Source organism: Mesorhizobium sp. CNPSo 4684, from assembly GCF_057784315.1.
In genome coordinates, this window is record NZ_JBWLUX010000001.1 from 82,219 (window position 1) to 106,272 (window position 24,054).

At 61.0% G+C, this 24,054-nt stretch carries 20 protein-coding genes and 1 tRNA gene; 12 read left to right on the forward strand and 9 right to left on the reverse strand.

All coding sequences use genetic code 11. The features are described from left to right. Window positions 1–2 precede the first annotated feature (2 nt). Genes AC04SG_RS00425 through AC04SG_RS00440 form a run of 4 tightly spaced genes read left to right on the forward strand, consistent with a single transcriptional unit; the run spans window position 3 to window position 7,159 of the window. A complete protein-coding gene (locus tag AC04SG_RS00425; RefSeq protein WP_488549467.1) occupies window positions 3–1,505 on the forward strand; it encodes an ATP-binding protein in 1,503 nt (500 codons plus the stop codon). Next, on the forward strand, window positions 1,502–4,354 hold the full coding sequence (locus AC04SG_RS00430; protein WP_488549468.1) for a Z1 domain-containing protein: 2,853 nt from the start codon (window positions 1,502–1,504) through the stop codon (window positions 4,352–4,354). Before AC04SG_RS00425 ends, AC04SG_RS00430 begins: the two co-directional genes overlap by 4 nt. Then, complete coding sequence (locus AC04SG_RS00435; RefSeq protein ID WP_488549469.1) at window positions 4,338–5,342, forward strand: PD-(D/E)XK motif protein; 1,005 nt, start codon at window positions 4,338–4,340, stop codon at window positions 5,340–5,342. The genes AC04SG_RS00430 and AC04SG_RS00435 overlap by 17 nt, the downstream gene beginning before the upstream one ends. A gap of 2 nt (window positions 5,343–5,344) precedes the next feature. Further along, window positions 5,345–7,159, forward strand: a complete 1,815-nt coding sequence (locus tag AC04SG_RS00440) for an AIPR family protein (RefSeq protein ID WP_488549470.1) — start codon at window positions 5,345–5,347, stop codon at window positions 7,157–7,159. 2 nt (window positions 7,160–7,161) lie between these two features. Here AC04SG_RS00440 and AC04SG_RS00445 read toward each other — a convergent pair whose 3' ends face one another. After that, window positions 7,162–8,730, reverse strand: coding sequence for a DNA cytosine methyltransferase (locus AC04SG_RS00445; protein ID WP_488549471.1), 1,569 nt, complete (start codon window positions 8,728–8,730; stop codon window positions 7,162–7,164). Between the two features lie 76 nt (window positions 8,731–8,806). Between AC04SG_RS00445 and AC04SG_RS00450 the strand changes: the two genes are divergently transcribed. Further along, window positions 8,807–9,238, forward strand: coding sequence for a very short patch repair endonuclease (locus tag AC04SG_RS00450; RefSeq protein ID WP_488549638.1), 432 nt, complete (start codon window positions 8,807–8,809; stop codon window positions 9,236–9,238). A 310-nt stretch (window positions 9,239–9,548) separates the two neighbouring features. Here the strand turns inward: AC04SG_RS00450 and AC04SG_RS00455 are convergent. Together AC04SG_RS00455 and AC04SG_RS00460 are read right to left on the reverse strand one after the other, a co-directional pair. Next, window positions 9,549–9,625, reverse strand: a tRNA-Arg gene (locus AC04SG_RS00455). Window positions 9,626–9,909: 284 nt separating this feature from the next. Beyond that, a complete protein-coding gene (locus AC04SG_RS00460) occupies window positions 9,910–11,427 on the reverse strand; it encodes an ATP-binding protein (RefSeq protein WP_488549472.1) in 1,518 nt (505 codons plus the stop codon). Between the two features lie 344 nt (window positions 11,428–11,771). Between AC04SG_RS00460 and rpmH the strand changes: the two genes are divergently transcribed. The 5 genes from rpmH to yihA all read left to right on the forward strand — a co-directional run bounded on the left by rpmH (window position 11,772) and on the right by yihA (window position 15,694). Further along, window positions 11,772–11,906: a 50S ribosomal protein L34 gene (gene rpmH, locus AC04SG_RS00465; protein ID WP_008833937.1), complete on the forward strand. Its 135-nt coding sequence runs from the start codon at window positions 11,772–11,774 to the stop codon at window positions 11,904–11,906. A gap of 16 nt (window positions 11,907–11,922) precedes the next feature. Further along, window positions 11,923–12,276, forward strand: a complete 354-nt coding sequence (gene rnpA / locus AC04SG_RS00470) for a ribonuclease P protein component (protein ID WP_112559842.1) — start codon at window positions 11,923–11,925, stop codon at window positions 12,274–12,276. Between the two features lie 14 nt (window positions 12,277–12,290). Continuing rightward, window positions 12,291–14,105 (forward strand): membrane protein insertase YidC, encoded by a 1,815-nt coding sequence (yidC, locus tag AC04SG_RS00475; protein WP_488549473.1) that lies wholly within the window; start codon window positions 12,291–12,293, stop codon window positions 14,103–14,105. Between the two features lie 300 nt (window positions 14,106–14,405). Beyond that, the gene (locus AC04SG_RS00480; protein ID WP_192256958.1) at window positions 14,406–15,044 is read left to right on the forward strand and encodes a CatB-related O-acetyltransferase; all 639 of its coding nucleotides are present in this window, start codon (window positions 14,406–14,408) and stop codon (window positions 15,042–15,044) included. Then, entirely contained in the window at window positions 15,041–15,694 is a 654-nt protein-coding gene (yihA, locus tag AC04SG_RS00485) for a ribosome biogenesis GTP-binding protein YihA/YsxC (RefSeq protein WP_352582849.1), read from the forward strand. Before AC04SG_RS00480 ends, yihA begins: the two co-directional genes overlap by 4 nt. A gap of 9 nt (window positions 15,695–15,703) precedes the next feature. Here yihA and AC04SG_RS00490 read toward each other — a convergent pair whose 3' ends face one another. After that, on the reverse strand, window positions 15,704–16,441 hold the full coding sequence (locus AC04SG_RS00490; protein WP_488549474.1) for a TetR/AcrR family transcriptional regulator: 738 nt from the start codon (window positions 16,439–16,441) through the stop codon (window positions 15,704–15,706). 147 nt (window positions 16,442–16,588) lie between these two features. Here AC04SG_RS00490 and AC04SG_RS00495 point away from each other — a divergent pair, with 147 nt between their 5' ends. After that, window positions 16,589–17,773, forward strand: a complete 1,185-nt coding sequence (locus AC04SG_RS00495; protein ID WP_112559004.1) for an HlyD family secretion protein — start codon at window positions 16,589–16,591, stop codon at window positions 17,771–17,773. Window positions 17,774–17,795: 22 nt separating this feature from the next. Further along, window positions 17,796–19,397 carry a DHA2 family efflux MFS transporter permease subunit gene (locus AC04SG_RS00500; RefSeq protein ID WP_488549475.1) on the forward strand — a complete coding sequence of 534 codons (1,602 nt, stop codon included), beginning with the start codon at window positions 17,796–17,798 and terminating at the stop codon, window positions 19,395–19,397. Between the two features lie 106 nt (window positions 19,398–19,503). On the opposite strand, the gene AC04SG_RS00505 is transcribed toward AC04SG_RS00500, so the two are convergent. The 5 genes from AC04SG_RS00505 to AC04SG_RS00525 all read right to left on the reverse strand — a co-directional run bounded on the left by AC04SG_RS00505 (window position 19,504) and on the right by AC04SG_RS00525 (window position 23,953). Continuing rightward, window positions 19,504–21,039: an FAD-dependent monooxygenase gene (locus tag AC04SG_RS00505; protein ID WP_488549476.1), complete on the reverse strand. Its 1,536-nt coding sequence runs from the start codon at window positions 21,037–21,039 to the stop codon at window positions 19,504–19,506. 155 nt (window positions 21,040–21,194) lie between these two features. Next, window positions 21,195–21,695: a peptide-methionine (R)-S-oxide reductase MsrB gene (msrB, locus tag AC04SG_RS00510; protein WP_488549477.1), complete on the reverse strand. Its 501-nt coding sequence runs from the start codon at window positions 21,693–21,695 to the stop codon at window positions 21,195–21,197. 215 nt (window positions 21,696–21,910) lie between these two features. Then, window positions 21,911–22,468, reverse strand: coding sequence for a fasciclin domain-containing protein (locus tag AC04SG_RS00515; RefSeq protein ID WP_488549478.1), 558 nt, complete (start codon window positions 22,466–22,468; stop codon window positions 21,911–21,913). Between the two features lie 223 nt (window positions 22,469–22,691). Beyond that, complete coding sequence (locus AC04SG_RS00520; protein ID WP_488549479.1) at window positions 22,692–23,417, reverse strand: anti-sigma factor; 726 nt, start codon at window positions 23,415–23,417, stop codon at window positions 22,692–22,694. After that, window positions 23,414–23,953, reverse strand: a complete 540-nt coding sequence (locus AC04SG_RS00525) for a sigma-70 family RNA polymerase sigma factor (RefSeq protein WP_112559010.1) — start codon at window positions 23,951–23,953, stop codon at window positions 23,414–23,416. Before AC04SG_RS00525 ends, AC04SG_RS00520 begins: the two co-directional genes overlap by 4 nt. Window positions 23,954–24,054: the final 101 nt, after the last annotated feature.

Consider the following 24,054-nt stretch of genomic DNA (forward strand, 5'->3'; position numbering starts at 1 on the left):
CAGTGGCGGTTCGCAACATTCCGCCGCACGCCAGCGCGATGCTCGAGTCGCTGCGCGGCTTGGGATACACGCCATCGACGGCTCTTGCCGATCTGATCGACAACTCTATCGCGGCGTCGGCCAGCAAAGTGGACATTAAGTTTGAGTGGCAGGGCCCGCAGAGCTGGATACGCATCACTGACAACGGCATAGGAATGGATGACGCGGCCCTTGAGGCCGGTATGCGTCTAGGTGCAAAGGATCCACGTGCTGAACGAGCCAAATCCGACCTTGGACGATTCGGACTTGGGCTTAAGACTGCGAGCTTTTCGCAGGCTCGCCGGCTCACGGTCGCCAGTCGTCGCAAGGGCGGTCCTGTAGTCTGCCTGCGCTGGGATTTGAACCTACTGGATCAGCCGGGAGAGCTCCCCTGGCCGCTATTCGAGGGGCCGGCTCCCGGGTCTGAAGCATTGCTAGCACCGCTCGGCGACATGGAGCAGGGCACGGTGGTTCTCTGGGAAGATCTCGATCGCGTCGTGACGGACGGCTTCGCGGCGGCTGATATGATCGAACTGATCGATGTCGTTGAGGCCCATCTTGCCATGACTTTTCACCGGCTGCTGGATGGGACGGGTGCACCCTTGCGGCTCACCTTGAACGCCAAGGCAGTCCAGCCGTGGGATCCGTTCCTGACCGGTCACCCAGCCAAGGCTTGGGAAAGCCTTGAATTTCGGATTCTCCATTCACCGGGAACTTTCGTCCAGTGCCATGTCCTTCCACACAGGGATATGCTCAAGCCCGCGGAGCAGGACAAGGCCGGGGGGCCTAGCGGCTGGACGCTGCAACAAGGCTTCTATGTCTACCGTAACAAGCGCTTACTGATGGCTGGAGGCTGGCTGGGACTTGGTGACAAAGGCCGTCCTTGGGTTCGAGATGAGCCTCATCGGCTCGCTCGTATCCGTCTCGACATCCCCAACAGCGTTGATAGCGATTGGAAGATCAACGTCCTGAAGTCCAACGCGAATCCACCCGTTCGCCTGCGCGATCAGCTTCGTCGGCTGGCTACGGAGACGAGGGAGAATGCCCGAAAGGTTTTTGCCCACCGTGGACATCTTTCATCAGCCTCCGGCGGCCGCTCCGACGGGGTAAAGGACGCCTGGCAAGTCAGGCGTTCCGCGAACGGCACATCGTATCGCATTGCACGGGACAACGATCTGATCGCCGCGATCCTTGATCGCGCCGGTCCGCTCAGGTCCAACATCGTGGCGATGCTTCGACTGATCGAGGAAACAGTGCCGGTCCAGCGAATTTGGTTGGATACGGCTGATGACAAGGAGACGCCGCGGACAGGCTTCGCGGAGGCTCCGACAGATGAGGTCAGAGAAACCCTTGTCTGCATGTTCGACGCCTTGGTCCGCTACAGTGGGCTAAGCGAAGAAGCTGCACGGCAGCGACTTCGTCGAAGCACGGGCTTCGAGCGCTTTCCGGAGCTCATTTCATCACTCACACTTACGGATATTGCATGAACCAGAGGGCATTCGATTCCATCCTCTCGATGGCTCAGAACATGTTGCGCAGAGCTTCCGAGCGAGAGCAATCGGCCATAACACCAGACATGATCGAGCGGGAGTTGAAGAAGCTGGAGCTCGTGGCAGGTGAGGACTTCCAAGAGATCGATCGCGACGCCCTCGTGGAGGAGCTGATCCGTCGATCCAGCCGCACGGTCGGCGAAAACGCCACGTTGTCGAGTGGCGAGGACCATGTGCCTTGGCTAACATCTGACCGCAAGAAGGGCTGGTCGTATTGGCGGCGCTATTCGGAGTACATGGAGAGCCGGATACCTTGGGCGGCGCTCGATGCACTGGATGTCGCCACCGATGAGGTTCTCGGCCAGCTCGAGGACCCCCAACGCGAAGGTGCTTGGGATCGTCGAGGTCTTGTGGTTGGCCATGTCCAATCCGGGAAGACCGGGAACTATACCGGTTTGATCTGCAAGGCGGCCGATGCTGGTTACAAAATTATCATCGTGCTTGCCGGTCTGCACAATAACCTGAGGTCGCAGACTCAGATCCGGCTCGACGAGGGCTTCCTCGGGTTCGCGACAATCTCGGATGGCGACGAGCTACCAGCTGTGGGAGTTGGTTTGATCGATGCTGACAGCTCGATCCGTCCCAATGCTGCTACCAACCGAAGCGACAGCGGCGACTTCAATACGCAACTGGCGGCCAGGATGAATGTCAGCCCGGAGCAGCGCCCGTGGCTCTTCGTCATCAAGAAGAACAAGACTGTCCTCGAACGTCTGCTTCACTGGATCAGGAACCGGGTCGCCAACCACACCGATCCTGTGACTGGTCGCAAACTGGTTACGAACCTACCGCTGCTGGTGATCGACGACGAATCCGATCATGGATCCGTAGACACGGGTGAGGACGTGGTCGACGAGTTCGGCAACCCGGATGTCGAACATCAGCCGACGACGATAAACCGACTAATACGGTCTGTTCTGCATCACTTCTCACGCAAGGCTTACGTCGGGTACACCGCTACACCGTTCGCAAACATCTTCATCCATGATCGCGGCGAAACGGATGAGCATGGGCCGGACCTTTTTCCGGCTGCCTTCATCACCAATCTCGCTGCCCCATCCAACTATGTTGGCCCCGGAAGAGTCTTCGGCTCCGCATCCAGCACGCCGGAGAATCTGCCTCTGATTCGCCCCCTCAAGGCCGAAGAATTCCTTCCGTGGATGCCGCAAAAGCACAAAAGCCACTGGCGCCCTAAATGGAACGGCCAGGAGCGGATACCCGATTCGTTAGCGGAGGCAGTTCGCTCATTTGTCTACGCCTGTGCCGTTCGCAAGCTGCGAGGTCAGGGAGCAAAGCACTCCTCCATGCTGATCCATGTCAGCCGATTTACCGCTATCCAGGCGACGGTCGTGAACCAAGTCGCCTCATACGTGCAGGATCTAAAGGGACGCTACTCTCGCTCCATCGATCTGGCCTCGCTCGAAGACCAAATGCGTCGTGAGTATATGGAGGTGTTCCTCCCGGGGATGATCGCCATACGAACCGTTCTGGTGGAAGGCGAAATTCTGAAGGATTTCGGCTGGGATGAGGTTCGGTCAATCCTGCCGGATGTCATCTCCGATATACGTGTTCGGGAGATAAATGGAACGGCTAAGGACGCGCTCGACTACACAGACAATGAGGCAACCGGCCTCAAGGTGATTGCAGTCGGCGGTGATAAGCTGGCTCGCGGCCTCACCCTCGAAGGTCTTTGCACGAGCTATTTTCTGCGGACCGCTAGGATGTATGATACCCTAATGCAGATGGGTCGCTGGTTTGGTTATCGCGACGGTTACTTGGACGTCTGCCGACTATACACCTCCCGCGAGATGATCGAGTGGTTTGGACATATTGCGGATGCGGCTGAGGAACTGCGGCAGGAGTTCGACAACATGGTCGCGGCCGGTTCGACGCCGAAACAGTTCGGCCTGCGGGTTCGCTCGCATTCGGTCCTCACCATCACTTCGCGCGCAAAGATGCGAAACGCGAAGGCCATGCAGCTCACGTACGCTGGCGACCTGCTCCAGACGATCGTCTTCCCGAACACCAAGCCCGAGGTCAAAGCGAATTTCGATGCGACCGAGCGTTTCCTTGCGAGACTCGGCGCTCCGATCGAACTGGACCAGCAGGCCTACAAGCCTGAGGGCCAACGGTGGCACGGTTATCTTTGGCGAGATGCAAAGTCACTGGAAGTGATCACCTTCCTCCGGCAGTATCAGACGCATAGTGCCAGCTTCCGCATCATGAGCCCTCTCATCGCCGACTTTATTGAGGAGATGAACAAGGACGGCGAGTTGATCCGATGGACCGTTGCCTTGATCGGCAAGGAGGGCGACGCGGCCAATAAGATCGCCGGGCACCCCATCACGATGCTGGATCGCAAGAGAACTGTCGACCATCAGGATCGATACTCGATTAAGGTATTGATCTCACCGCGCGACCAAGCCATCGACCTCTCCGAGGCCCAATGGAATGCGGCCTTGGCTCGAAGTCTGGAGACTTGGCGCAAGGGGGACGCCGAACGGAACGAGGGGAAAGAGCCACCCAAGGAGCCAAGAGGGCCCGAGATTCGTCGCGTGTTAGGCGACGGATATCCTGAGATGGGCGTGCAACCGCGGAGAGACCGCGGGTTGCTAATGTTGTATCTCCTGGATCCAGAAGTATCTGGCGTGGACGCGCTGAAGGGTGCCGCACCCGTGGTAGGTTGGGCGCTCAGTTTCCCCTCCAGCGTATCGGAGCGGCGAGTGTCGAACTCTAAATACGTGGGGAATAGCGTTCTTTGGGGGGAATTGAATGCCTGGGTGGACTGAGGAAGGACTTGCCAAATCGTGGCGAGCGTTAGGGAGACAGGAGTCGAACGAAGACTGGCGGTTCGTCCACCTTACATCGCTCGGGGATGTGTCAATCGAAGCGGGTTGCCATTTTCCTGCGGGCCGGGAAGCGCTGATCGTGGCTTTTCCAAGGGCTTGGGCGATCAACTCGGCTCGCCTCCCGGAAGGCGGCGGTTTCGACGTGGTGCTAGTCACAGATTGGGCCGCTTTTGCTGGCCGCACGGTAATTGCTCTGGTTCGCCGTGCGGAAGGGGCACCGGACATTTTTGCGGCAATGGTCGTCAATGTTTTGCGCGCGCTCGAAAGCGTCGCTGGCGGCAACGCCCAGACCGTGGTGGACGCATTCATCGACAGAGTGACCGAATGGCAGGCATTCATGGCACGTCGTCACCGTCCGCTCTCACCGGAGGCTCAGGTCGGTTTGATGGGCGAGCTCTGGATGCTGAATAGGCTACTCGATTCCTCGTTGGGACAAGACGCCCTGCATTGTTGGCAGGGGCCGATGCGTGCGGCGCAGGACTTCCACATCCGTGGCGGCGCGCTCGAGATCAAGAGCACTGCGGGCGGTGCTGGCTTTCTGGCCCGCATCAATAGCATCGAGCAACTCGATACGGACAGGAGGCCGCTCGTTTTGGGTGCTCTACGGTTCGAGGAACGCGATGATGGCCACTCGCTTGTGGATGTGGTTGCGCGGCTCAGAGATCGCCTAATGGAAACTGGTCATCGCCGGACCTTTGACGCTCTGCTCTTGATCGTTGGCTATCTTGACGAGCATGCGCAGCACTACGGGCGAGTATTGGCCTTGAAAGAAGTCGGAGCCTTCTTGGCAACCGATGAAATGCCTAGACTGCGAAGAGCCCATCTTCCCGCTGCAATCAGGTCCGCGGCCTATGTGCTCGACCTCGATGCATTGAACGTGCCCGCGCTGGCGTTTTCTGATGTTCTCAACGTTTTTGAATTGAGCTGAAATTGAGCCTAGACGATTTCCATCGAAACTACCGATCCGACATCCTTGCGACCGTCGCAGAGCGCGTTGCTTCGGACGAGGGGGCGTTCCCATCCGAGGAACTGGTCTTCGCCGAGATGGTGATGGACCACATCTCTCAGGTGGGCATCAGTGAAAGCCCAACGATTTGTCACTGGAATGGAACAGTTGGCAACTCAAAGCTCAGGATCACGGGGTTCGCTCTGTCCTCGGACGAGACGGCTTTGGATCTTTTCGTCACCCACTATTTTGGAACGGATGTGCTGAACGAACTCAAGGATGCTGAGGCCGCGACCACTGCGGGCGAAGGCGTCAAGTTCCTGCTCAGAGCTGCGGGCGGTAACCTTGAAGCCAAGATCGATCCGACGCACCCTGTCAGGAACTTGGTGACGACCATCAGCAGCCACTGGCATAGTCTCGACCGCCTGCGGGTGTTCGTGTTGACAGACGGCGTCACCAAGAACAAGCGGTTTGCGAGCAAGGAAGTGCAAGGCAAGATGGTATCCATCGAGGCGATGGATATTGAACGCCTTTTCCGGCACACCGACGGAAAGCCGCGTGATGAGTTGGCGCTGAGCCTTGTCCAATCGATCGGTCGTGCGCTGCCATGCGTTCACGTGCCTGACCCAGATGCCGACTACGAATACGTGCTGACCGCGATCCCAGGCATCGTTATCCGCGACCTCTACCTCAAATTCGGGTCGCAGTTGCTAGAGGCAAACATACGAACGTTCCTCGGGGCGAAGAAGACCGTGAACAAGGGCATCATAGAGACCCTGCGAACGGAGCCGGAGCACTTCTTGGCGTTCAACAATGGCCTTGTGCTTGTCTGCGACGAAGCGGATTTTGAGAAGACCGAGGATGGCGGTAGTGGGCTGTCATTTCTGAAGGGCCTGCAGATCGTAAACGGGGGTCAGACCACGTCCTCGATCTATTTCGCATCCCGTGACGACAAAACCCTCGATCTCAGCCACGTTATGATCCCAGCGAAGATCATCATTCTCAAAGGCAGCAACGACGACGCGCGTGAGAAGCTAATCAGCAACGTCTCGAAGTTTGCCAATAGCCAGAATGCCGTCAAGCTCTCTGACCTGTCTGCCAATCGTCCCTTCCATGTTCAGCTCGAAAAACTGGCTAACGACACGTGGTGCCCGGACGGCTCCACGCGTTGGTTCTATGAGCGGGCCGCAGGCGCGTACAATGTAATGCTACTGCGCGACGGCACTACTCCGGCTAAGCGGAAAAAGCTGCAAGAAATTGTTGCCCCTAAGCGCAAGCTCAGCAAGACCGACGTCGCGAAGTTTCATGAGGCTTGGCGCGGCAAACCCTCACAGGTCGCAGCAGCCGGCGAGAAGAATTTCGCTGCTTTCATGTCTGCGCTGGATGAAAATCCGTCCTTGGTACCGAACCCGCTTGATGCCAAATGGTACAAGGGACTGATCGCTAAGGTCATCCTGTACAAGGCAGTGGAGCAAATCATTAAGACGAAGGAAGCCAAGGAGATCTTTCGGCAAGGCTGGGTCAATATCGCAACCTATGTGCTTTCCGTGGTCGGCGACCGACTGGGCGACCGGTTAGACTTGGAGCAAATCTGGCTGCAGCAAAGTGTCTCCAAAGCCTTCCGCGAACTGCTCTGGGACTGGGCCGTTACGATCAATGCGGAATTTGCCAAGATTGCCCCAGGACAGCAAATATCCGAGGTAGCAAAGCGATCCACCGTCTGGGATCAAATCAGCAAGGCGAAGTTTGCCGATCCCAGCAAAGGCATCCCAGAACTGCGCGAGCGGGAGACCGCCTGAAGCTAGACGGCAAGCATGTCTTCGCGCGCAGGGCGCGCCATCGGCGCACCCGTGTCGAGTGCGCGATAGATCAATTTTGCTATTTGCCGGGCAAGAAATGGCGGCACAGCATTGCCCACTTGGACATATTGTTGTGTCCTGTTGCCCATGAACAGATAATCGTCCGGGAAAGTCTGCAAGCGTGCAGCTTCCCGTACGGTCAGGCTGCGGCACTGCAGCGGGTCCGGGTGGATGAAGTAATGCCCGTCCTTAGAAATATGGCTGGTGACCGTGGTCGATGGTTCGCAGGCGATCTGGACGCGGAAGCGGTCGGAGAATACCCCCGTGTGCCAGTTCTTGTGGTTAGGCACCAAGCTGACTGGGAATTCCTCGGCCTTGGGGCTTGTGCCGTTCAGCTGGCCATAGGCCGCGGCAAAGAGATATCGCCCCAAATCGGATCGCATATGTCCGCGGGTTTCGTGCTGAGCGAGAGCAAGGAGCTCAGGTCGCTCGATCCATCGAGAGAGGTCGTCGTTGGACTGGCCGTAACCGACTGGCAGGATCTTTGCCGAGCGCCTAATGGACCTGTTACCCGGCAGCCTTCCCGCGACTTCGCCAAGCAATCGGCCTAGATCCGTTGAGCCGCCGATGCTGTCTGAGATGGACGAGGCGGCGGCTATGATGGTGGATAGCCAAGTCTGGACGTCGTCTCCACGGCTAAGTCCACTGCGCAGCGCCGGCAGGTTGCCGATTGCATCGTTTACTGCACGGGGTCTGGCCACAGGAATGGCGGCATCCGCGGCCCCGGAAATCAGGTCGGACCGCACGCCAACGACGATCACTCGGTGACGCTTCTGCGGCACTCCGAAAGTTTCCGCTCTCACGATGAAGTCGGCCGGCCGGCTCGCTTGTTCCAGACGGGCAACGCCATCGTTCACCCGAATCGCCTTGAGTTCGTAGTGAGCCGTCCCATGCCCACCAAGCGACGAGAGGTCCTCCATAAGCATCTCGAACACCAATCGGCTCTCCACCTTGGAAGAGAGCATCCCTTTGACATTTTCCATGATGAAGACCGCGGGCCGCAGGCGATCCAACACTCGGATGTATTCTCGAAACAGATAGTGGCGGGCGTCCTCCTCAGGGACATAATTCGCCTTTCCTCTAGATCGAGAGCGGCCAACAAGGGAGTATGCTTGGCAAGGTGGACCACCAATCAGAATGGTATCGTCGAAGTCGCGACGCAGATTTCTAATTGTTCTGTCAATCGCGACGGTCGCCTCGTCAGTGCCAAGTTCGAGACGACGAGCTTCTTTGGTTGCCTTCTTGAACGCGGTTGGATCGACCTCTTCCCAGTCGGGTTCATTTGCTGAGCCGGCGTGGAATTCAATGAACTCACCAGGCAGTCGGCCATGTTGGGAACGGAACTCACGAAGGAATGCACGCAAGCTCAAGGTGCGATGGGCCGAACCCTCCTTTTCGACGGAAATGCCTATTTGAAACGGAGAACGTCCGGCTTCCTCGTAGGAAGCAAAGCCTTCACCAAGGCCGCCAGGGCCAGCGAACAAGTCGACGATTCCAAAATTACGCGCCAAAATCGATTCTCAATTAGATTGACTGGGACATATATCACTTGTTCGGTTCTAAACCAGGTGGCGTGTGATCGACATAGTGGACAAGGCGACCAGATCCCGGATGATGTCGGGGATCAGGGGAAGCAACACCAAGCCGGAGAAGGCGCTTCGAGCGGCCCTACACTCACGAGGCCTCCGATATCGGCTCCACGCGAATAGCTTGATTGGTCGACCCGATCTGCTATTCCCGAAGTTTCATGCTGCCGTGTTCGTCCACGGATGCTTTTGGCATCGGCATCAGGGGTGCCGCTACGCCACAACGCCCTCGACCAGGCGCGAATTCTGGGAGCAAAAATTTGCGGGTAATGTTGCACGCGACGAGCATGTTGTGCAGGGACTGCTCGACGCCGGTTGGCGGGTAGCCACCGTCTGGGAGTGTGCCTTACGGACGCGACCCCAAGTTGTGATAGCAGCGGATCAACTTTGCGGCTGGTTGGGATCGCACGATCCGTGGCTGGAGGTAGGCTAAACCAGCGTCAGGTTCAACGAATCCCAGCGACTACCCGTTGTCCAATTGGGGGTAGGTTTAGCCAAGCACTCTGCGTACGGCAAACCTGAACCCCGTGGCCCTGCCCCGCCCCCCCAGTCCAATTGGGGGTGGGGGGGTAACCCAAGCAAGCTGCTTGCGGTGGGGTCGCCCTACTTTCTGCCGTGCAAGGGTTCCGCGTATTCGCCGACAAGCCTAGGCTCCCGGCGCTTCCATATCGCTTCCGGCTGCGTTGGCGTTGGAAGCGAGACCAAATCCGGCGCTTAAAAGCACAGCAAAATCAGAAGTTTATTGGCGCGCCCGAAGAGATTCGAACTCCTGACCCCCAGATTCGTAGTCTGGTGCTCTATCCAGCTGAGCTACGGGCGCGCAACAGGCCATGCTTTGCATAGCCCCACGATCCGGTCCTGGCGACCGGCCGCGACGAGACGTGTTCCCTAACGACTGAATTTCCGAAAAGCAAGCCGATCCGGCAAAAGTTTTGTCGCAGGCGCTTTTGCCAGCGCAGATCGAGGTGTGTTGAGATTCAGCTCAGGCCGAGTCGAAAATGGCTGATGCCGAGAACCGGAGCGGAGCGTACTTTTGGTACGTGAGCGCCGGAAGCGCAGGTATCGGCCATTTGCAGGCCGGCCTCAGCTGAATATCGACACACCTCAGGCGGGGCGGCGCAGGCCGTTGCGGGCCTGGTCGAGGCGGACCGGCTGGTCGGGGATGGTGACGGCGAAGGTGGTGCGGCCGCCGATCGATTCGACCAGCTCCACCGTGCCGCCATGGGCGCGGATCAGTTCGTGGGCGATGGCCAGGCCAAGGCCGGTGCCGCCGCTGCGGGCCGAGCCGCGAAACGCCGCGAACAGGTTCTCGCGCGCCTTGGGCGGCAGGCCGGGGCCGGTGTCAGTAACGATGATGCGGCTGACGCTGCCCATGCGCTCGGCCGACACGGCGAGCCGGCGCACCAGCGCGCTCTCGGAGTCGGCTGCCATCGCCTGCACCGCGTTGCGGCACAGATTGGTGAGCACGCGAAACAGCTGGTCGGAATCGGCATCGACCTCGAAAGCGAGCTCGACGGCGTTGACGAATTCGATGCCGTCCTCGATGTCGAGCAGGCCGTGGACGTCGTCGACCAGCTGGCGCAGCCGCAGGCGGCGGCGCGAGGGCGCCGGCTCCTGGGTGCGGCCATAGGCCAGCACGCCTTCGGAATAGGACACGGCGCGGTCGAGCGCGCGCAACAGCTTTGGCGCGAAGGCCTGCACGGTAGGGTCCTTGACCAGGCGCAGGCGGTCCGACATCAGCTGCGCCGAGGCCAGGATGTTGCGCATGTCGTGGTTGATCTTGGAGACCGCGAGGCCGAGATCGGCAAGATGCTTCTGCTCCGACAGCATCTTTTGCAGCCGTTCCTGCATCTGCGACAGTTCACGTTCGGCAACGCCGATCTCGTCGGCGCGGGCGGCCGGATGGATGATGCGCCCGGGATCGTCGGGCGCTTCGGAGAAGGACAGCATCGAGCGCGTCATGGTGCGGATCGGGCCGATCATGATCAGGTCGATCGCGGCATAGACCAGCATGGCGGTGAACAGCGAGATCAGCAGCGAGACGAAAGCGACATTGCGCGAATAGCGCAGCATGGCGTTGCGCAAGGAATAGTCGGGCATGATCAGCTCGAATTCCTTGTCGCTTTCGCCGACCGGGCCAAAGACCCTCAGCATACGCTTGCCGCCGAAGAACAGCGTGTCGAGCGCCCCGGTCATGCCCTTGATCATGCCGACATTGGCGATGTCGATATGCTCGTCGACCTGCGGCGGCATTTCGGCCACTACCAGGAGGCGCGAGACGCCGCCGTCGCGCACCGCGATCGCCTTGGCGCCGATCGCCATCAGCACGTCGTTCTGGGCGGTGCGGGAGAGCGAATTGGGCTCGCCCTGCACCAGCACGATCGACACGGCGGCGGCGGTGCTGAGCCTCTCCTTCAGCCAGGCCAGGCGGTAGCTGGCGATCCATGGCAGGAAAATGAGGACTTCGGCCAAGAGCACGAAGACAATGGTGAGCAAAAGCAGTTTTGTGGACAGGCCGCGTGCCAAGGGCACCGAACGGCTCGGAACCAGGCGAGCGGAGTCTGGGCTGGCGTCGGTCTTCGCCGGGCCGGTCCCTTCATCCGCTGAGGCAAGTTCGCTCATTAGGGCCTGTCTTCACAAACGCTTGATCGGTTGAGATTAGGCGATTGCGGCTTTTTTGCCAATTTCATCCTTCGTTGGACGATGGTACCAGCAATAAAACCGCATCGAACTGGTCGTTCGCGCGGCGACGGACTGTCGTTCGCGCTAGGACGAACTGCTCGTTCGTGCCGCGACGAACTCATAGTTCGCGCCGGATTGACTCCCAAAACCCTTCTTTCTATAAGCCGCTCACGCTCGGGCCATTCGTCCCGGCGCGGTTTCGATCGCGCCAATACCGGCCCGGCAAAGCTCCTGTTACACAGTGACAGAATCAAGAAGGGCCGCACCCCGCGGTATTAAAACAAATGAAGCGTACCTACCAACCGTCCAAACTCGTCCGCAAGCGCCGGCACGGTTTTCGTGCTCGCATGGCCACCAAGGGTGGTCGCGGCGTCGTCGCAGCTCGCCGCAACCGCGGCCGCAAGCGGCTCAGCGCCTGAACGGAAGACGAGATCGTTGCCCGCAACCGGCAAGCCAGTGGGACCAAACCCCAAGCGGCTTCTGAAACGTGCGGAATTCCTGGCCGTCCGCCGCGGCGAAAAGCGGCGCGGGCGGCTTTTTCTCGTTGAAGTTCTCGACCGCAATGACGGTCTGTCGCCGCGCGTCGGCTTCACCGTCACCAAGAAAGTCGGCAATGCAGTCGTGCGCAACCGCATCAGGCGGCGACTGAAAGAAGCCGTGCGCACCCATGCCGCAAGTGACATGGCGCCCGGCAATGACTATGTCATCGTCGGGCGTGAAGACGTGCTTACCATTCCGTTCGGCCAGTTGAAGGCCGAGCTCTCCCGCCGTCTCAGCGGAACACGATAGGCCAAGGGCTTTCGATGGAAAACAACCGGAACTTCTACATCACCATCGTCTTGTCGGTGCTGATCCTTGGGCTGTGGCAATATTTCTACGTGCTGCCGCGCAGCGAGCGGCAAGCCGAAGCCACGCGCATCGAAGAGCAACGGGCGGCGGAGCAGAAGAAGGCGGCCGAGGCCGCAAATCCCGGCGGCACGACGGCACCCGCGGCGCCCGGCGCCATTCCGAACGCGCCCGGCACCTACGTCACGACGCCGGAAGGCCGTGCACAGGAAGTCGCCAAGACTGCCCGCGTCAAGATCGACACGCCGAGCCTGTCGGGCTCGATCAACCTGACCGGCGGCCGCCTCGACGACCTCAAGCTCAAGCACTACACCGAGACGGTCGACAAGACCTCGCCGCAGATCCAGCTGCTCAACCCGCAGGCGCTACCCACCGGCTACTATGCCGAGATCGGCTTTGTCGGCAGCGACACGACCGGCGCGGTGCCAGGTCCGGAAACCGTCTGGAGCGTCGACGGCAATGCGACGCTGACGCCGGCGACGCCGGTGACGCTGACCTTCACCAACGACACGGGCCTGACCTTCAAGCGCACGATCTCCGTCGACGGCGACTATATGTTCACCGTTTCCGACGCGGTTCAGAATTCGGGCTCGGCTCCTGTCACGCTGTCGAATTACGGCCGCGTCATCCGCTTCGACAAGCCGGCGGTTGCCAGCTCCTATGTGCTGCATGAAGGCCTGATCGGCGTCACCGGCACGGAAGGCCTGCAGGAGCACAAATACGCCGACATCGAGAAGAACAAGCTCTATACGCCGAGCAAGTCGACCGATGGCTGGCTTGGCATTACCGACAAATACTGGGCGGTCACCCTGGTGCCGACCGAGAAGCAGCCGTTCCAGCCGCACTATGCCTATTACGACAATGGCCGCCCGCGCTACCAGTCGGACTTCCTCACCGACCCGATCACCATTGCCGCCGGCCAGTCGGCGACGGTGGAAACCGAGATTTTTGCCGGCGCCAAGGAAGTCAACAAGATCAACGCCTACGCCCAGGACCGCCAGATCAGGCTGTTCGACCGGCTGATCGATTGGGGATGGTTCATCTGGATCACCAAGCCGATGTTCTACCTGATCGACACGCTGTACAAATTCTTCGGCAATTTCGGCCTGGCCATCCTGGCCACGACGGTCGTCGTCAAAACCATCTTTTTCCCGCTCGCCAACAAATCTTACGCGTCGATGGCGAACATGAAGAAGGTGCAGCCCAAGATGCTCGAGATCCGCGAGAAATACGCGGACGACAAGATGAAGCAGCAACAGGCGATGATGGAGTTGTACAAGACAGAGAAGATCAATCCGCTCGCCGGCTGTTGGCCGGTGGCGCTGCAGATCCCGGTGTTCTTCTCGCTCTACAAGGTGCTCTACATCACCATCGAGATGCGGCACGCGCCGTTCTTCGGCTGGATCCAGGATCTGGCCGCGCCGGATCCGACCTCGATCTTCAACCTGTTCGGCCTGCTGCCCTTCGCGCCGCCGGCATTCCTGCCGCATATGGGCGCTTGGGCGGTGGTCATGGGCATCACCATGTTCCTGCAGATGCGCATGAACCCGACGCCGCCGGACCCGACGCAGGCGCAGATCTTCACCTGGATGCCGGTGATTTTCACCTTCATGATGGGCAGCTTCCCGGCCGGCCTCGTCATTTACTGGGCCTGGAACAACACGCTGTCGATCCTGCAGCAGGGCGTGATCATGAAGCGCCAGGGCGCCAAGATCGAGTTGTGGGACAATCTGGCGGCGCTGTTTCGAAAGAAACCATCGCCGGCGGAATAGAAGGCACCCTTATGCAATCAAGAAGCCCCGGCCAGTTCACTGTCCGGGGCTTTGTTCAACGGAGCATAGGGGCAGCTTCCTGCTGCCGCCCGGGGCCGCAAATGTCCAAGTCTATCAGGGCGGTGGTTTTGACCGGTCGATGTCCGATCCGATCGTCATCTGCCGCAGCACGAAGTGACCGTCAAAGCCCGGCAGGGCTCGCTCACCGGGAGATTGGTGCTATAGGGCGGATCACGCTATTTTGAACGGCGCCTGCTGATATCGCCTGCGCCCGGCTGCCACTTCTCGATGGACCTCGCCATGGACGGACCCAACCCTGACATCAAGCATCCGATCCCGATGCACACCCGGGTCGGCTTCCTGAAGCCGCTGGTCACGGCGCCGAATATCGAGATCGGCGACTTCACCTATTATGACGATCCGGACGGACCGGACAAATTCGCCGAGCGATGCGTGCTGCATCATTACCCGTTCATCGGCGACAAGCTCATCATCGGCAAGTTTTGCGCCATCGCCGAGGGCGCGCGCTTCATCATGAACGGCGCCAACCATGCGATGTCCGGCTTCTCGACCTATCCGTTCAACATTTTCGGCCATGGCTGGGAGCACGGCTTCGATCCGAAAACGTGGTCTCAGGAAGTGCGCGGCGACACGATGGTCGGCAATGATGTATGGATCGGCATGGATGCGGTGATCATGCCCGGCGTGTCGATCGGCCATGGCGCCATCGTGGCGGCGAAATCGGTGGTGACGCATGACGTGCCGGCCTATGCGATCGTCGCCGGCAATGCGGCAAAGGTGGTGAAGATGCGCTTCGACGACAGGACCGTGCGGCGACTGCTTTCCGTGGCGTGGTGGAATTGGCCGGTGGACAAGATCGGCCGCAACCTCAATGCCATCAGGGGCGCCGATATTTCCAGGCTGGAGGCAGCGGTTTGAACGCGTTGGGCAACATCGGCGTCGAGCTTTTCACCAAGGGGTGGATCTTCATCCGCGGCGTGCCGGCGATGAAATTCCTGCCGCCGGAAGGGCCGCCGGAAATCGCCTTTGCCGGCCGCTCCAATGTCGGCAAGTCGTCGCTGATCAATGCGCTGGTCGGCCATAACGGGCTGGCGCGCACCTCCAACACGCCGGGGCGCACACAGGAGCTCAACTATTTCGTGCCGGGCGGGTTTTCTGGCGAAGGCACCGACCTGCCGCCAATGGCGCTGGTCGACATGCCGGGCTACGGCTATGCCAGCGCGCCGAAGGAAAAGGTCGACGACTGGACCAAGCTGGTCTTCGACTATCTCAAGGGCCGGGTGACGCTGAAGCGGGTCTATGTGCTGATCGATGCCCGCCACGGCATCAAGGCCAAGGACGACGAGGTGCTGTCGCTGCTCGACAAGGCGGCGGTGTCCTACCAGATCGTGCTGACCAAGACCGACAAGATCAAGGCGGCGGGCGTGCCGAGGCTGATCGAGGAGACGCTGCTGAAAATCAAGAAGCGGCCGGCGGCGTTTCCGTTCGTACTCGCCACATCATCGGAAAAGGGCGAGGGTCTCGAGGAATTACGCGCGGCGATCGTGCTGGCCGCCAATGGCGGCTGAGCGAGCCAGCTAGGCCTTGGCCTTCGCCTCCAGGGCGATCAGCTGGTGGCTTTCTTCCTCGGCAAGCTTTTCGGTGCCGTAGAACTTCAGGAACATGCCGACGCCCGACCGCACGATGTGTTCGATTTCATCCTGGCTCGGCGCCTTGGTGCGGTAGGCGAAGATGCACTGGCGGAACAGGCCGGCCAGGCACAGTTCGGTGAACTGATAGGCGGCAAGGTCGACATCGTCGATCTTGAGCAGTCCGCGGTCGATGGCGGCATTGAGGAAGTCGACCACCTTGTCGTGACCGCGTTTGGGGCCGCGCTCGTAAAACCGGGCGCCCATGTCGGGTATCCTGTCGGACGCGCCGATGACCGTCCGCTGCGCCTGGATGACCTTGGCCGAGGTGATCTTCATCGACAGCACCTTGCCGAACTTCACCAGCGTCTGGCGTAGATCGTCGGCGCGGTCGAGCATGTCGTACATGTTCTTGAAGATGGTGCCGCGCTCTTCCTCGATCAGCGCCTCGAACAGCTCTTCCTTGTTGGCGAAGTAGACATAGATCGTTCCCTTCGAGACGCCGGCCTCGCGGGTGATGTCGTTCATCGACGCCGCTTCGAAGCCTTTGTCGATGAAGACGCGACGGGCGCCCTCGATGATCTGGCTGCGCTTGACCGGATCCTGGCCCGCCGCCGGGCGGCCGCGACGCGCGCTGTCCAGCACATCGCACGAAACATTCTCGGCGTCGGCTAACGTGTCGGCCATAAAAGTCACACCTCGCAAAAATAATTCGAACCGACTGGTTCGATTGCCCTTGATATGGGCCCACTTTAACGCTATGTCAACGCTCACATCGAACCGAACGGTTCAGTATAACACGATTTGCTCATATAGCGACAGTAGCGAGATATCATGTCCTCGAACACCCCAACCACAACCGCCGAAGTCCGGCCCTTCCCCACCGCCAAGGTCTCGCCGGTCATCGAAGCTCCGGAAGCGCCCCCCAAGCCTGCCGCCGAAGTTCTGGCCGAGACCCCCGCGAAGAAGAAGCGCTCGGCGCGCTCACTGATGTTGCCGATTGTCGGGCTCGCGCTGCTGAGCGCCGGCGCCTGGTATGGCTATAACTACTGGACCGACGGCCGGTTCCTGATCTCGACCGACGACGCCTATGTCCAGGCCGACATGTCATTCGTTTCGCCGAAGATTTCCGGCTATGTCGACAAGGTCGAGGTCTCGGAGAACCAGCAAGTCAAGGCCGGCGACCCGCTGCTGACCATCGATGACGGCGACTACAAGATTGCCGTCGCCCAGGCAGAGGCCCAGATCGCCACCCTGACCAAGACGCTCGACCGCATCGACGCGCAGACCAAGGCGGCACAGGCCTCGCTGCAGCAGGCGCAGGCGCAGAAGGTCGCCGACCAGGCAGCCGCCGACAACGCCGCCCGTGCCCAGCAGCGCGCCGCGCAACTGGTCAAGACCCATGTCGGCACGCAGGCGCAGCTCGACGATGCCCAGACCGCTCTCGACCAGGCCAATGCAGCCCTTGTCGGCGCCGACGCGCAGATCGCCGCCGCGCAGGCCAATATCGGCGTGTTCGAGGCGCAGCGCGCCGAATCCGCCAGCACGCTGGCCTCGCTGCAGCTGAGCCGCGACAAGGCAGCGCGTGATCTGTCCTTCACCGTGCTCAAGGCGCCGTATGACGGCGTCGTCGGCAATCGCTCGGTCGAGCAGGGCGACCTCGTCAGCCCCGGCCAGAAGCTCGCCGTCGTGGTGCCGATGGACAAGCTCTATATCGTTGCCAATTTCAAAGAGACGCAGCTGGCCAAGCTGGTGCCCGGCGAGAAAGTGCGGGTCTCGGTCGACGCCACGGATGGCCATGATTTCGAAGGCACGGTGTCGTCGCTGGCACCGGCTTCGGGCGCGGTGTTCTCGTTGCTGCCGCCGGAAAATGCCACCGGCAACTTCACCAAGGTGGTGCAGCGCGTCCCGGTTCGCATCGAGGTGCCGGCCGATGTGCTGAAGGCGGGCAGGCTGCGCGCCGGCCTCAGCGTCGTCGTCGCCGTCGACAGCCGCACGGCTCCGGCCGCGGCGAACTGAGCGGCCGCCAGGAGACAACGCCATGGCAACCGCAACCATCACCGCTGGAGCCGTGCCGGCACCTGCCATGCCGGCGGTGCCGACCACCATCTCGACGCGCCGCCTCATCGCCTTCCTGGCGATGGTATTCGGCATGTTCATGGCGATCCTCGACATCCAGATCGTCTCGGCCTCGCTGGCCGAGATACAGGCCGGCCTGAGCGCCAGTTCCGATGAAATCCCGTGGGTGCAGACCGCCTATCTGATCGCCGAAGTGGTGATGATCCCGCTGTCGGGCTTCCTCAGCCGGATGCTGTCGACGCGCGTGCTGTTTGCAGGCGCCGCGGCCGGCTTCACGGCGGCCAGCGCGCTGGCCGCGACCGCCACCAACATCGACCAGATGATCGTCTACCGCGCCATCCAGGGCTTTATCGGCGGCGGCATGATCCCGAGCGTCTTCGCCGCTGCCTTCACCATCTTCCCGCCATCGCGCCGCGCCATGGTGTCGCCGATGATCGGCCTGGTGGCGACGCTCGCGCCGACCATCGGCCCGACGGTCGGCGGCTATATCAGCCATGCCTTGTCGTGGCACTGGCTGTTCCTGATCAATGTCGTGCCGGGTGTTCTGGTGACAGCCGCGACCTGGTCGCTGATCGACTTCGACAAGCCCAATCTCGGCCTGTTCAGCAAGTTCGACTGGTGGGGCCTTGCCGGCATGGCGGCTTTCCTCGGCTGTATGGAATATGTGCTCGAGGAAGGTCCCAACCATGACTGGCTGCAGGAACAGGCCGTGTTCATCTGCGCCATCATCATGGTGGTCGGTGCGGTGCTGTTCTTCTGGCGCGCCTTCACCGCCGAGGAACCGATCGTCGATCTCAGGGCCTTCACCAATGTCAACTTTGCGTTCGGCTCGCTGTTCTCCTTCGTCATCGGCATCGGCCTCTACGGCCTGACCTATCTCTATCCGGTGTTCCTCGGGCGCATCCGCGGCTACGACTCGCTGATGATCGGCGAGGCGCTGTTCGTCAGCGGCCTGGCGATGTTCGTCACCGCGCCGATTTCCGGCATCCTGTCGAGCAAGATGGATTTGCGCGTCATGATGATGATCGGGCTGCTCGGCTTTGCCGCCGGCACCTGGTGGATGACGCATCTGACGGCAGACTGGGATTTCTATGAGCTGCTCATCCCGCAGATCCTGCGCGGCTGTTCGATGATGCTGTGCATGGTGCCGATCAACAACATCGCGCTCGGCACCTTGCCGCCGGACCGGTTGAAGAATGCGTCGGGCCTGTTCAACCTGACCCGCAACCTCGGCGGCGCCGTCGGCCTTGCCGTCATCAACACGGTGCTGATCGACCGCAGCGCCTTCCACTACGCCCGGCTGGCCGAGCATGTGGAATGGGGCAGTGCTGCGGCCCAGCAGAAGCTGCAGAACATGACGCTCGACTTCCAGCAGACTCCCGGCCTCGACGCCACCAAGGCGGCGATCTCCAAACTGTCGGGCATGGCCCACCAGCAGGCGTCGCTGCTGTCGTTCATGGACGTGTTCACCATGCTGACCGCCCTGTTCGCGATCATGGCTGTTTTCACCATGGTCATCTCCAAGCCGGCGCCGCCTGCGGGCGGTGGCGGCGGAGGCCATTGAGCGCGCCGGACCCCCCGCCTGGCGCCCTCATGCATGACCCCGGAAATCACCCCCGATTTTCGGGGTCATGCCTTAAGCATCAACCGCGATCGAGATTTCCCGACCTTTATGCCGCGGCAGGCGGTCCGAACCATCTGGTCAGCGCGTCGGCCAGTCCAGCCGATGTCGGGCCACCGACCCAGGCCACATGACCGTCGGGCCGAACCAATACGGCGCCGGGCGCTTCGACCGCGCCCAGTACAGGCAGCTCCCATGCACCATCATATCTAGCGTCGAACGAGCGAACCCGATCCGCCCATGGGCCGATGTCGAAAGCGCGGGGTTTTCCAAAGTTGAGCAACAACGGTCGCGCGTCATGCAGCAGCGCAAAGACCCTTTGCGGGCCGTCGGCGGTGACGAGGTCGAGATCCGGCATGCGGCGTCCCAGCAATTCGTGGCCCTCGCCGAAATCGTAGCGAATATCCAGGCCGGACATCATGCCCGCAAAACGCCTGCGCGGCTCTTCCATGGCGAGAAGATCGGATACCATGTCTCGCAGCGCCTTTGTGCGTTCGTCTTCACGGCGCAGCACGACCGCCGCCATGGTGTTTTTCAACACACGCGCGGCAACCGGGTGGCGCTCGGCCTGATAGGAGTCGAGCAGACTTTCCGGCGCTGTTTTCCTGACAACCTGGGCGAGCTTCCAGCCCAGATTGACCGCGTCCTGCACGCCAAGCTGCATGCCCTGTCCGCCGTCCGGCGGATGCACGTGCGCTGCATCTCCGGCCAGCAGCACCCGTCCCTGGCGGTATGACGCTGCCTGCCGGGTCATATCGGTGAAACGGGAAAGCGACGCCGGATTGTGGACGCCATAGTCGGTTCCGAAGACAGCAATGAGCGCGTCGCTCAGATCGCGCAGCGTGGGCGGCGCGACAGCCCCGACCTCGCGTTCGGTCACCATTACCCGCACGGTCCCGTCGTCCAGCCTGCTGAGACCGTGAATGCCCGTTGCATCACGGTGGATGCCCCAGTTCGGCTCCTCAGTTACCTCGACCTCGCCAATCAGGTTGCTGGTCGTCGGATCCGAACCCGGGAACTCGATGCCCGATGCCTTGCGCACGAGGCTTCTGCCGCCGTCGCAGCCGACGAGGTAATCGGCACGAAGCGAGCGGCCGCCGCTGAGGGCGACGTCGACGCCACTGTCATCCTGCACGAAAGCCGTCACCTCGCAGCGGCGGTAGATCGTGACGCCAAGCTCCTCCACCCATTCGGTTAGGATGCGCTCGATATGCTTCTGCCACAAAGCGAGCCCGTAATCGTGGCGGGTGGGAAAGTCGCTGATATCGAGGGAAACGCCGGCAAAGCCCGCGACCTGGGCAGTCCGCCCTTGCGCCAGAAACCGATCGGCAATGCCGCGCTGGTCGAAGATCTCGATGGTTCGTGCGTGGAGGCCGCCGGAGCGCAGCCCGTCGAGCTCCTGTCCAACGCGCCGCTCCACGATGGCGACATCGATGCCGGCCAAGGAAAGCTCGCCGGCCAGCATCAGTCCGGTCGGCCCGCCTCCGGCTATCACCACAGGATGGGAGATTTGCGACCGGTCGGCATCAGCACGACCGGTCGATTTGCGCTCGCCTTGGCGAGCCCTTTCTTCAGTTCGTTGCATAGATTCTGGCCCTCTCGTCAAGGGCTGCGGAATCTACGCATAAAAAGCCATCTGCCAATTCTTGATTTTAAGAGTTTTGGCCCCATTTTCACAGGTAGGAGGCGGTCGTTACGCCACCTCCCAAATTCCCGACATCATCAAGAGACGCTGGGCGGTCAGGCAGTGGCCGGCTTGAAGCTGAGCGCAACGCCGTTGATGCAGTGGCGCAGACCGGTCGGCGCCGGACCGTCATCGAAGACATGGCCGAGATGGCCGCCGCAGCGGCGGCAGTGGACCTCGGTGCGGGTCATGCCCAGCGAACGGTCCTCGGTCTTGCCGATGCCATTGGGGATTTCCTGCCAGAAGCTCGGCCAGCCGGTGCCGGAATCGAACTTGGTCTCCGAGGGATAGACCGGCAGGTCGCACCCGGCGCAGGCGAAAATGCCCTTGCGGTGCTCGTTGAGCAGCGGGCTGGTGCCGGGATATTCGGTGCCTTCCTTTCGCAGCACGTTGAAGGCTTCGTCGGACAGGATGGCGTGCCACTCGGCGTCGGTCTTGGTGACCTCGAAAGTTTCGGCTGCCCTTGCGGTATGGGTACCGCCCATGCGCAACGTTGCCGCCGCGCCGGCCACGGCAGCGATGGCGGCGCCGCTCAAAAGCAAATCTCGACGGTTCATGACAGAAATCCTCCTGCGCGTTGTTTTGCCAAATTTGGCCGCCACTGGAAAATCAAAAGCCGGTGACGGTGGCCTCTGCAAACGAACGCTCCACACCGGCTCCGCGCTTGCTGCGGACGGGATGGAGCGCTCGGTCGTTTGCGCGGCCACGGGGACGCGAGCCGCGCAATCTGCAGGGAGCCTTGACCAACTGTTCGTCGGCGGCAGGCGCTTTGTTACATCTTCGGCAGCAGGACCTTGTCGATGACGTGGATGACGCCGTTGGACTGCTCGACATCGGCGATCGTCACATTGGCGACATTGCCGTTCTCGTCGGTGACGGTGACCTTGCCGCCATCGGCCTTGAGCGACAGCTCGCAGCCGCCGACCGTCTTGACCTTGTGGGTGCCGCCGTCGGCCTTGGCCATGGCGGCGACATCCGCGCCCATCGCCTTTGCGCCGATGACATGGCACGTCAGGATCTTGGTGAGCTTGTCCTTGTTTTCGGGCTTGAGCAGCGTCTCGACCGTGCCGGCCGGAAGGGCGGCAAAGGCGTCATTGGTCGGCGCGAAGACGGTGAACGGGCCGGCGCCCTGCAACGTCTCGACCAGGCCGGCAGCCTTGACGGCCGCAACCAGCGTCGTGTGGTCCTTCGAATTGACGGCGTTCTCGACGATGTTCTTGTTGGCGAACATGGCGGCGCCGCCAACCATCGGGTTCTCGGCATAGGCAGCGGTGGCGAGGGCGGAGACGGCAATGGTACCGGCGAGCAAAAGGATGGCGATTCTACGCATAGTGTTCGGACTCCTCGGGTTATTGTTCCTCTTTCGGGAACATGAGGAGATACGGAGAAGAACTGCTTGAGTTTCCGCGCGCCGGAAAAATTTCTTTATTTTTTCGACGAATTACATTTTCGGGGGACCGAATCATTAATTTTCGCCGCCGGCGGCCAAAACAAAAACAGCGGAAGATATACTTCCGCTGCTCTTCATGACCACGTCATTACCTTGAGGCCTATCAGATGCCCTTCAGATCGCCCGCGGCAACGACCGGTCCGGTCGGTTGTCCGGTCGGCGAACCACCCGTCGGTTCGACGCTGACGGCGAGCACGGCGCCTTGCGCCAGCTTCTGCTGCACGGCCGGGGTAACCGGGATGTGCGTGGTCTGGCCGGCGGGAATGATGCCCATCGAAACCGGCGCATTCTTGCCTTCGATCATCCACAGTTCGAAGTCCTTGCCGGCGGCGCGTTCGCCCGAAACCAGCGACAGGCCGACATCGCGGCGTGCGGCGTCGTAGACGACGAGGTATTTGACATCGCTGCCATCGGCAGCCAGCGACGCGACAAGGCGCTCCTGCGGCACGACGGCCGGCGGCCTGACGTAAGGCACGGCGACGTAAAGCACCAGCGCGGCGAGAGCCGCTGCGGTGAGGCCGCGCCAGAAGGCGAGGCTGGCCCACAGGCTGCCGCTCGGCGCCGCGGTGGTCGACGCTGCGGTGGAGGAGAACAGCCGGCGATCGATGGCCGGCTTGATCGTGGCCGGCGGCTCGACTTCCGCATAGGCGGCGGCCATCGGCGAAAAGTGAACCTCCCAGGAATCGACGAGACGAGCGAAGCCGGTCTCCGCGTCGATACGTCCGGAGGCTATCTGGCGTTCATCCGCCGGCAGCACACCGAGAACGTATTCGGCTGCGAGCAGGTCGTCGCCTCCACGTTCCGGTCCATTTTCTTCTGCCAGGGTCATCTTTCCAGACATTCTCTAAGTTTCAACAGGCTACGGCGCAGCCATGTTCGCATCGTGTTTAGAGGAACCTTGTGACGTTCCGCGAGGTCGGCGTAACTTTCGCCGTTCAAATAAGCCCCCCGGACGGCTTGCGCCCGGTCTTGTTCCAACTCTTCGAGGCACTGGTAGATGCGCTCGGATTCGCCGCCGGCAACAACCATGGCCTCAGGCCCCGGACCCGGGTCAGCCACGTCGAGCGCGGCATCGATATCGGCAGCAGGCTTGCGCCGCGATCTGATGCGATCAATCGCATGATTGCGCGCTATGGCTACCAGCCAGGAGATTGGGCTGAGATCAGAAACGGCGAAACGATCGGCCTTGGTCCAGACTTTGACGAAGACTTCCTGCAGCGCTTCTTCCGCATCTCCCCGGTCCTTCAATACACGAAGGCACACGCCGAAAAGTTTCGCGCTGGTCTGCCGGTAGAGCAGGTCAAACGCAGCCCGATCCTTCATCGAAGTCCGGACAATCAGGGTAGAGATGTCCTGCGGCGTCATGCCGGCAAGCTAGGCGATTGCGATTTATTTGCAAAGGCGGAATTGGTGTTCTCCACGCAAACATCGTCCCAGCTGAATCGTGAGTAATTGTCGGTCGATTG

Coding starts and splice junctions, on each gene's coding strand:
- yidC (WP_488549473.1), top strand. CDS start 12,291: ATGGAAAACAACCGGAACTTCTACATCACCATCGTCTTGTCGGTGCTG.
- AC04SG_RS00495 (WP_112559004.1), top strand. CDS start 16,589: ATGTCCTCGAACACCCCAACCACAACCGCCGAAGTCCGGCCCTTCCCC.
- AC04SG_RS00520 (WP_488549479.1), bottom strand. CDS start 23,417: ATGACCCTGGCAGAAGAAAATGGACCGGAACGTGGAGGCGACGACCTG.
- AC04SG_RS00525 (WP_112559010.1), bottom strand. CDS start 23,953: ATGACGCCGCAGGACATCTCTACCCTGATTGTCCGGACTTCGATGAAG.
- AC04SG_RS00460 (WP_488549472.1), bottom strand. CDS start 11,427: ATGAGCGAACTTGCCTCAGCGGATGAAGGGACCGGCCCGGCGAAGACC.
- AC04SG_RS00480 (WP_192256958.1), top strand. CDS start 14,406: ATGGACGGACCCAACCCTGACATCAAGCATCCGATCCCGATGCACACC.
- AC04SG_RS00505 (WP_488549476.1), bottom strand. CDS start 21,039: ATGCAACGAACTGAAGAAAGGGCTCGCCAAGGCGAGCGCAAATCGACC.
- AC04SG_RS00490 (WP_488549474.1), bottom strand. CDS start 16,441: ATGGCCGACACGTTAGCCGACGCCGAGAATGTTTCGTGCGATGTGCTG.
- AC04SG_RS00500 (WP_488549475.1), top strand. CDS start 17,796: ATGGCAACCGCAACCATCACCGCTGGAGCCGTGCCGGCACCTGCCATG.
- msrB (WP_488549477.1), bottom strand. CDS start 21,695: ATGAACCGTCGAGATTTGCTTTTGAGCGGCGCCGCCATCGCTGCCGTG.
- rpmH (WP_008833937.1), top strand. CDS start 11,772: ATGAAGCGTACCTACCAACCGTCCAAACTCGTCCGCAAGCGCCGGCAC.
- AC04SG_RS00515 (WP_488549478.1), bottom strand. CDS start 22,468: ATGCGTAGAATCGCCATCCTTTTGCTCGCCGGTACCATTGCCGTCTCC.
- AC04SG_RS00435 (WP_488549469.1), top strand. CDS start 4,338: ATGCCTGGGTGGACTGAGGAAGGACTTGCCAAATCGTGGCGAGCGTTA.
- AC04SG_RS00430 (WP_488549468.1), top strand. CDS start 1,502: ATGAACCAGAGGGCATTCGATTCCATCCTCTCGATGGCTCAGAACATG.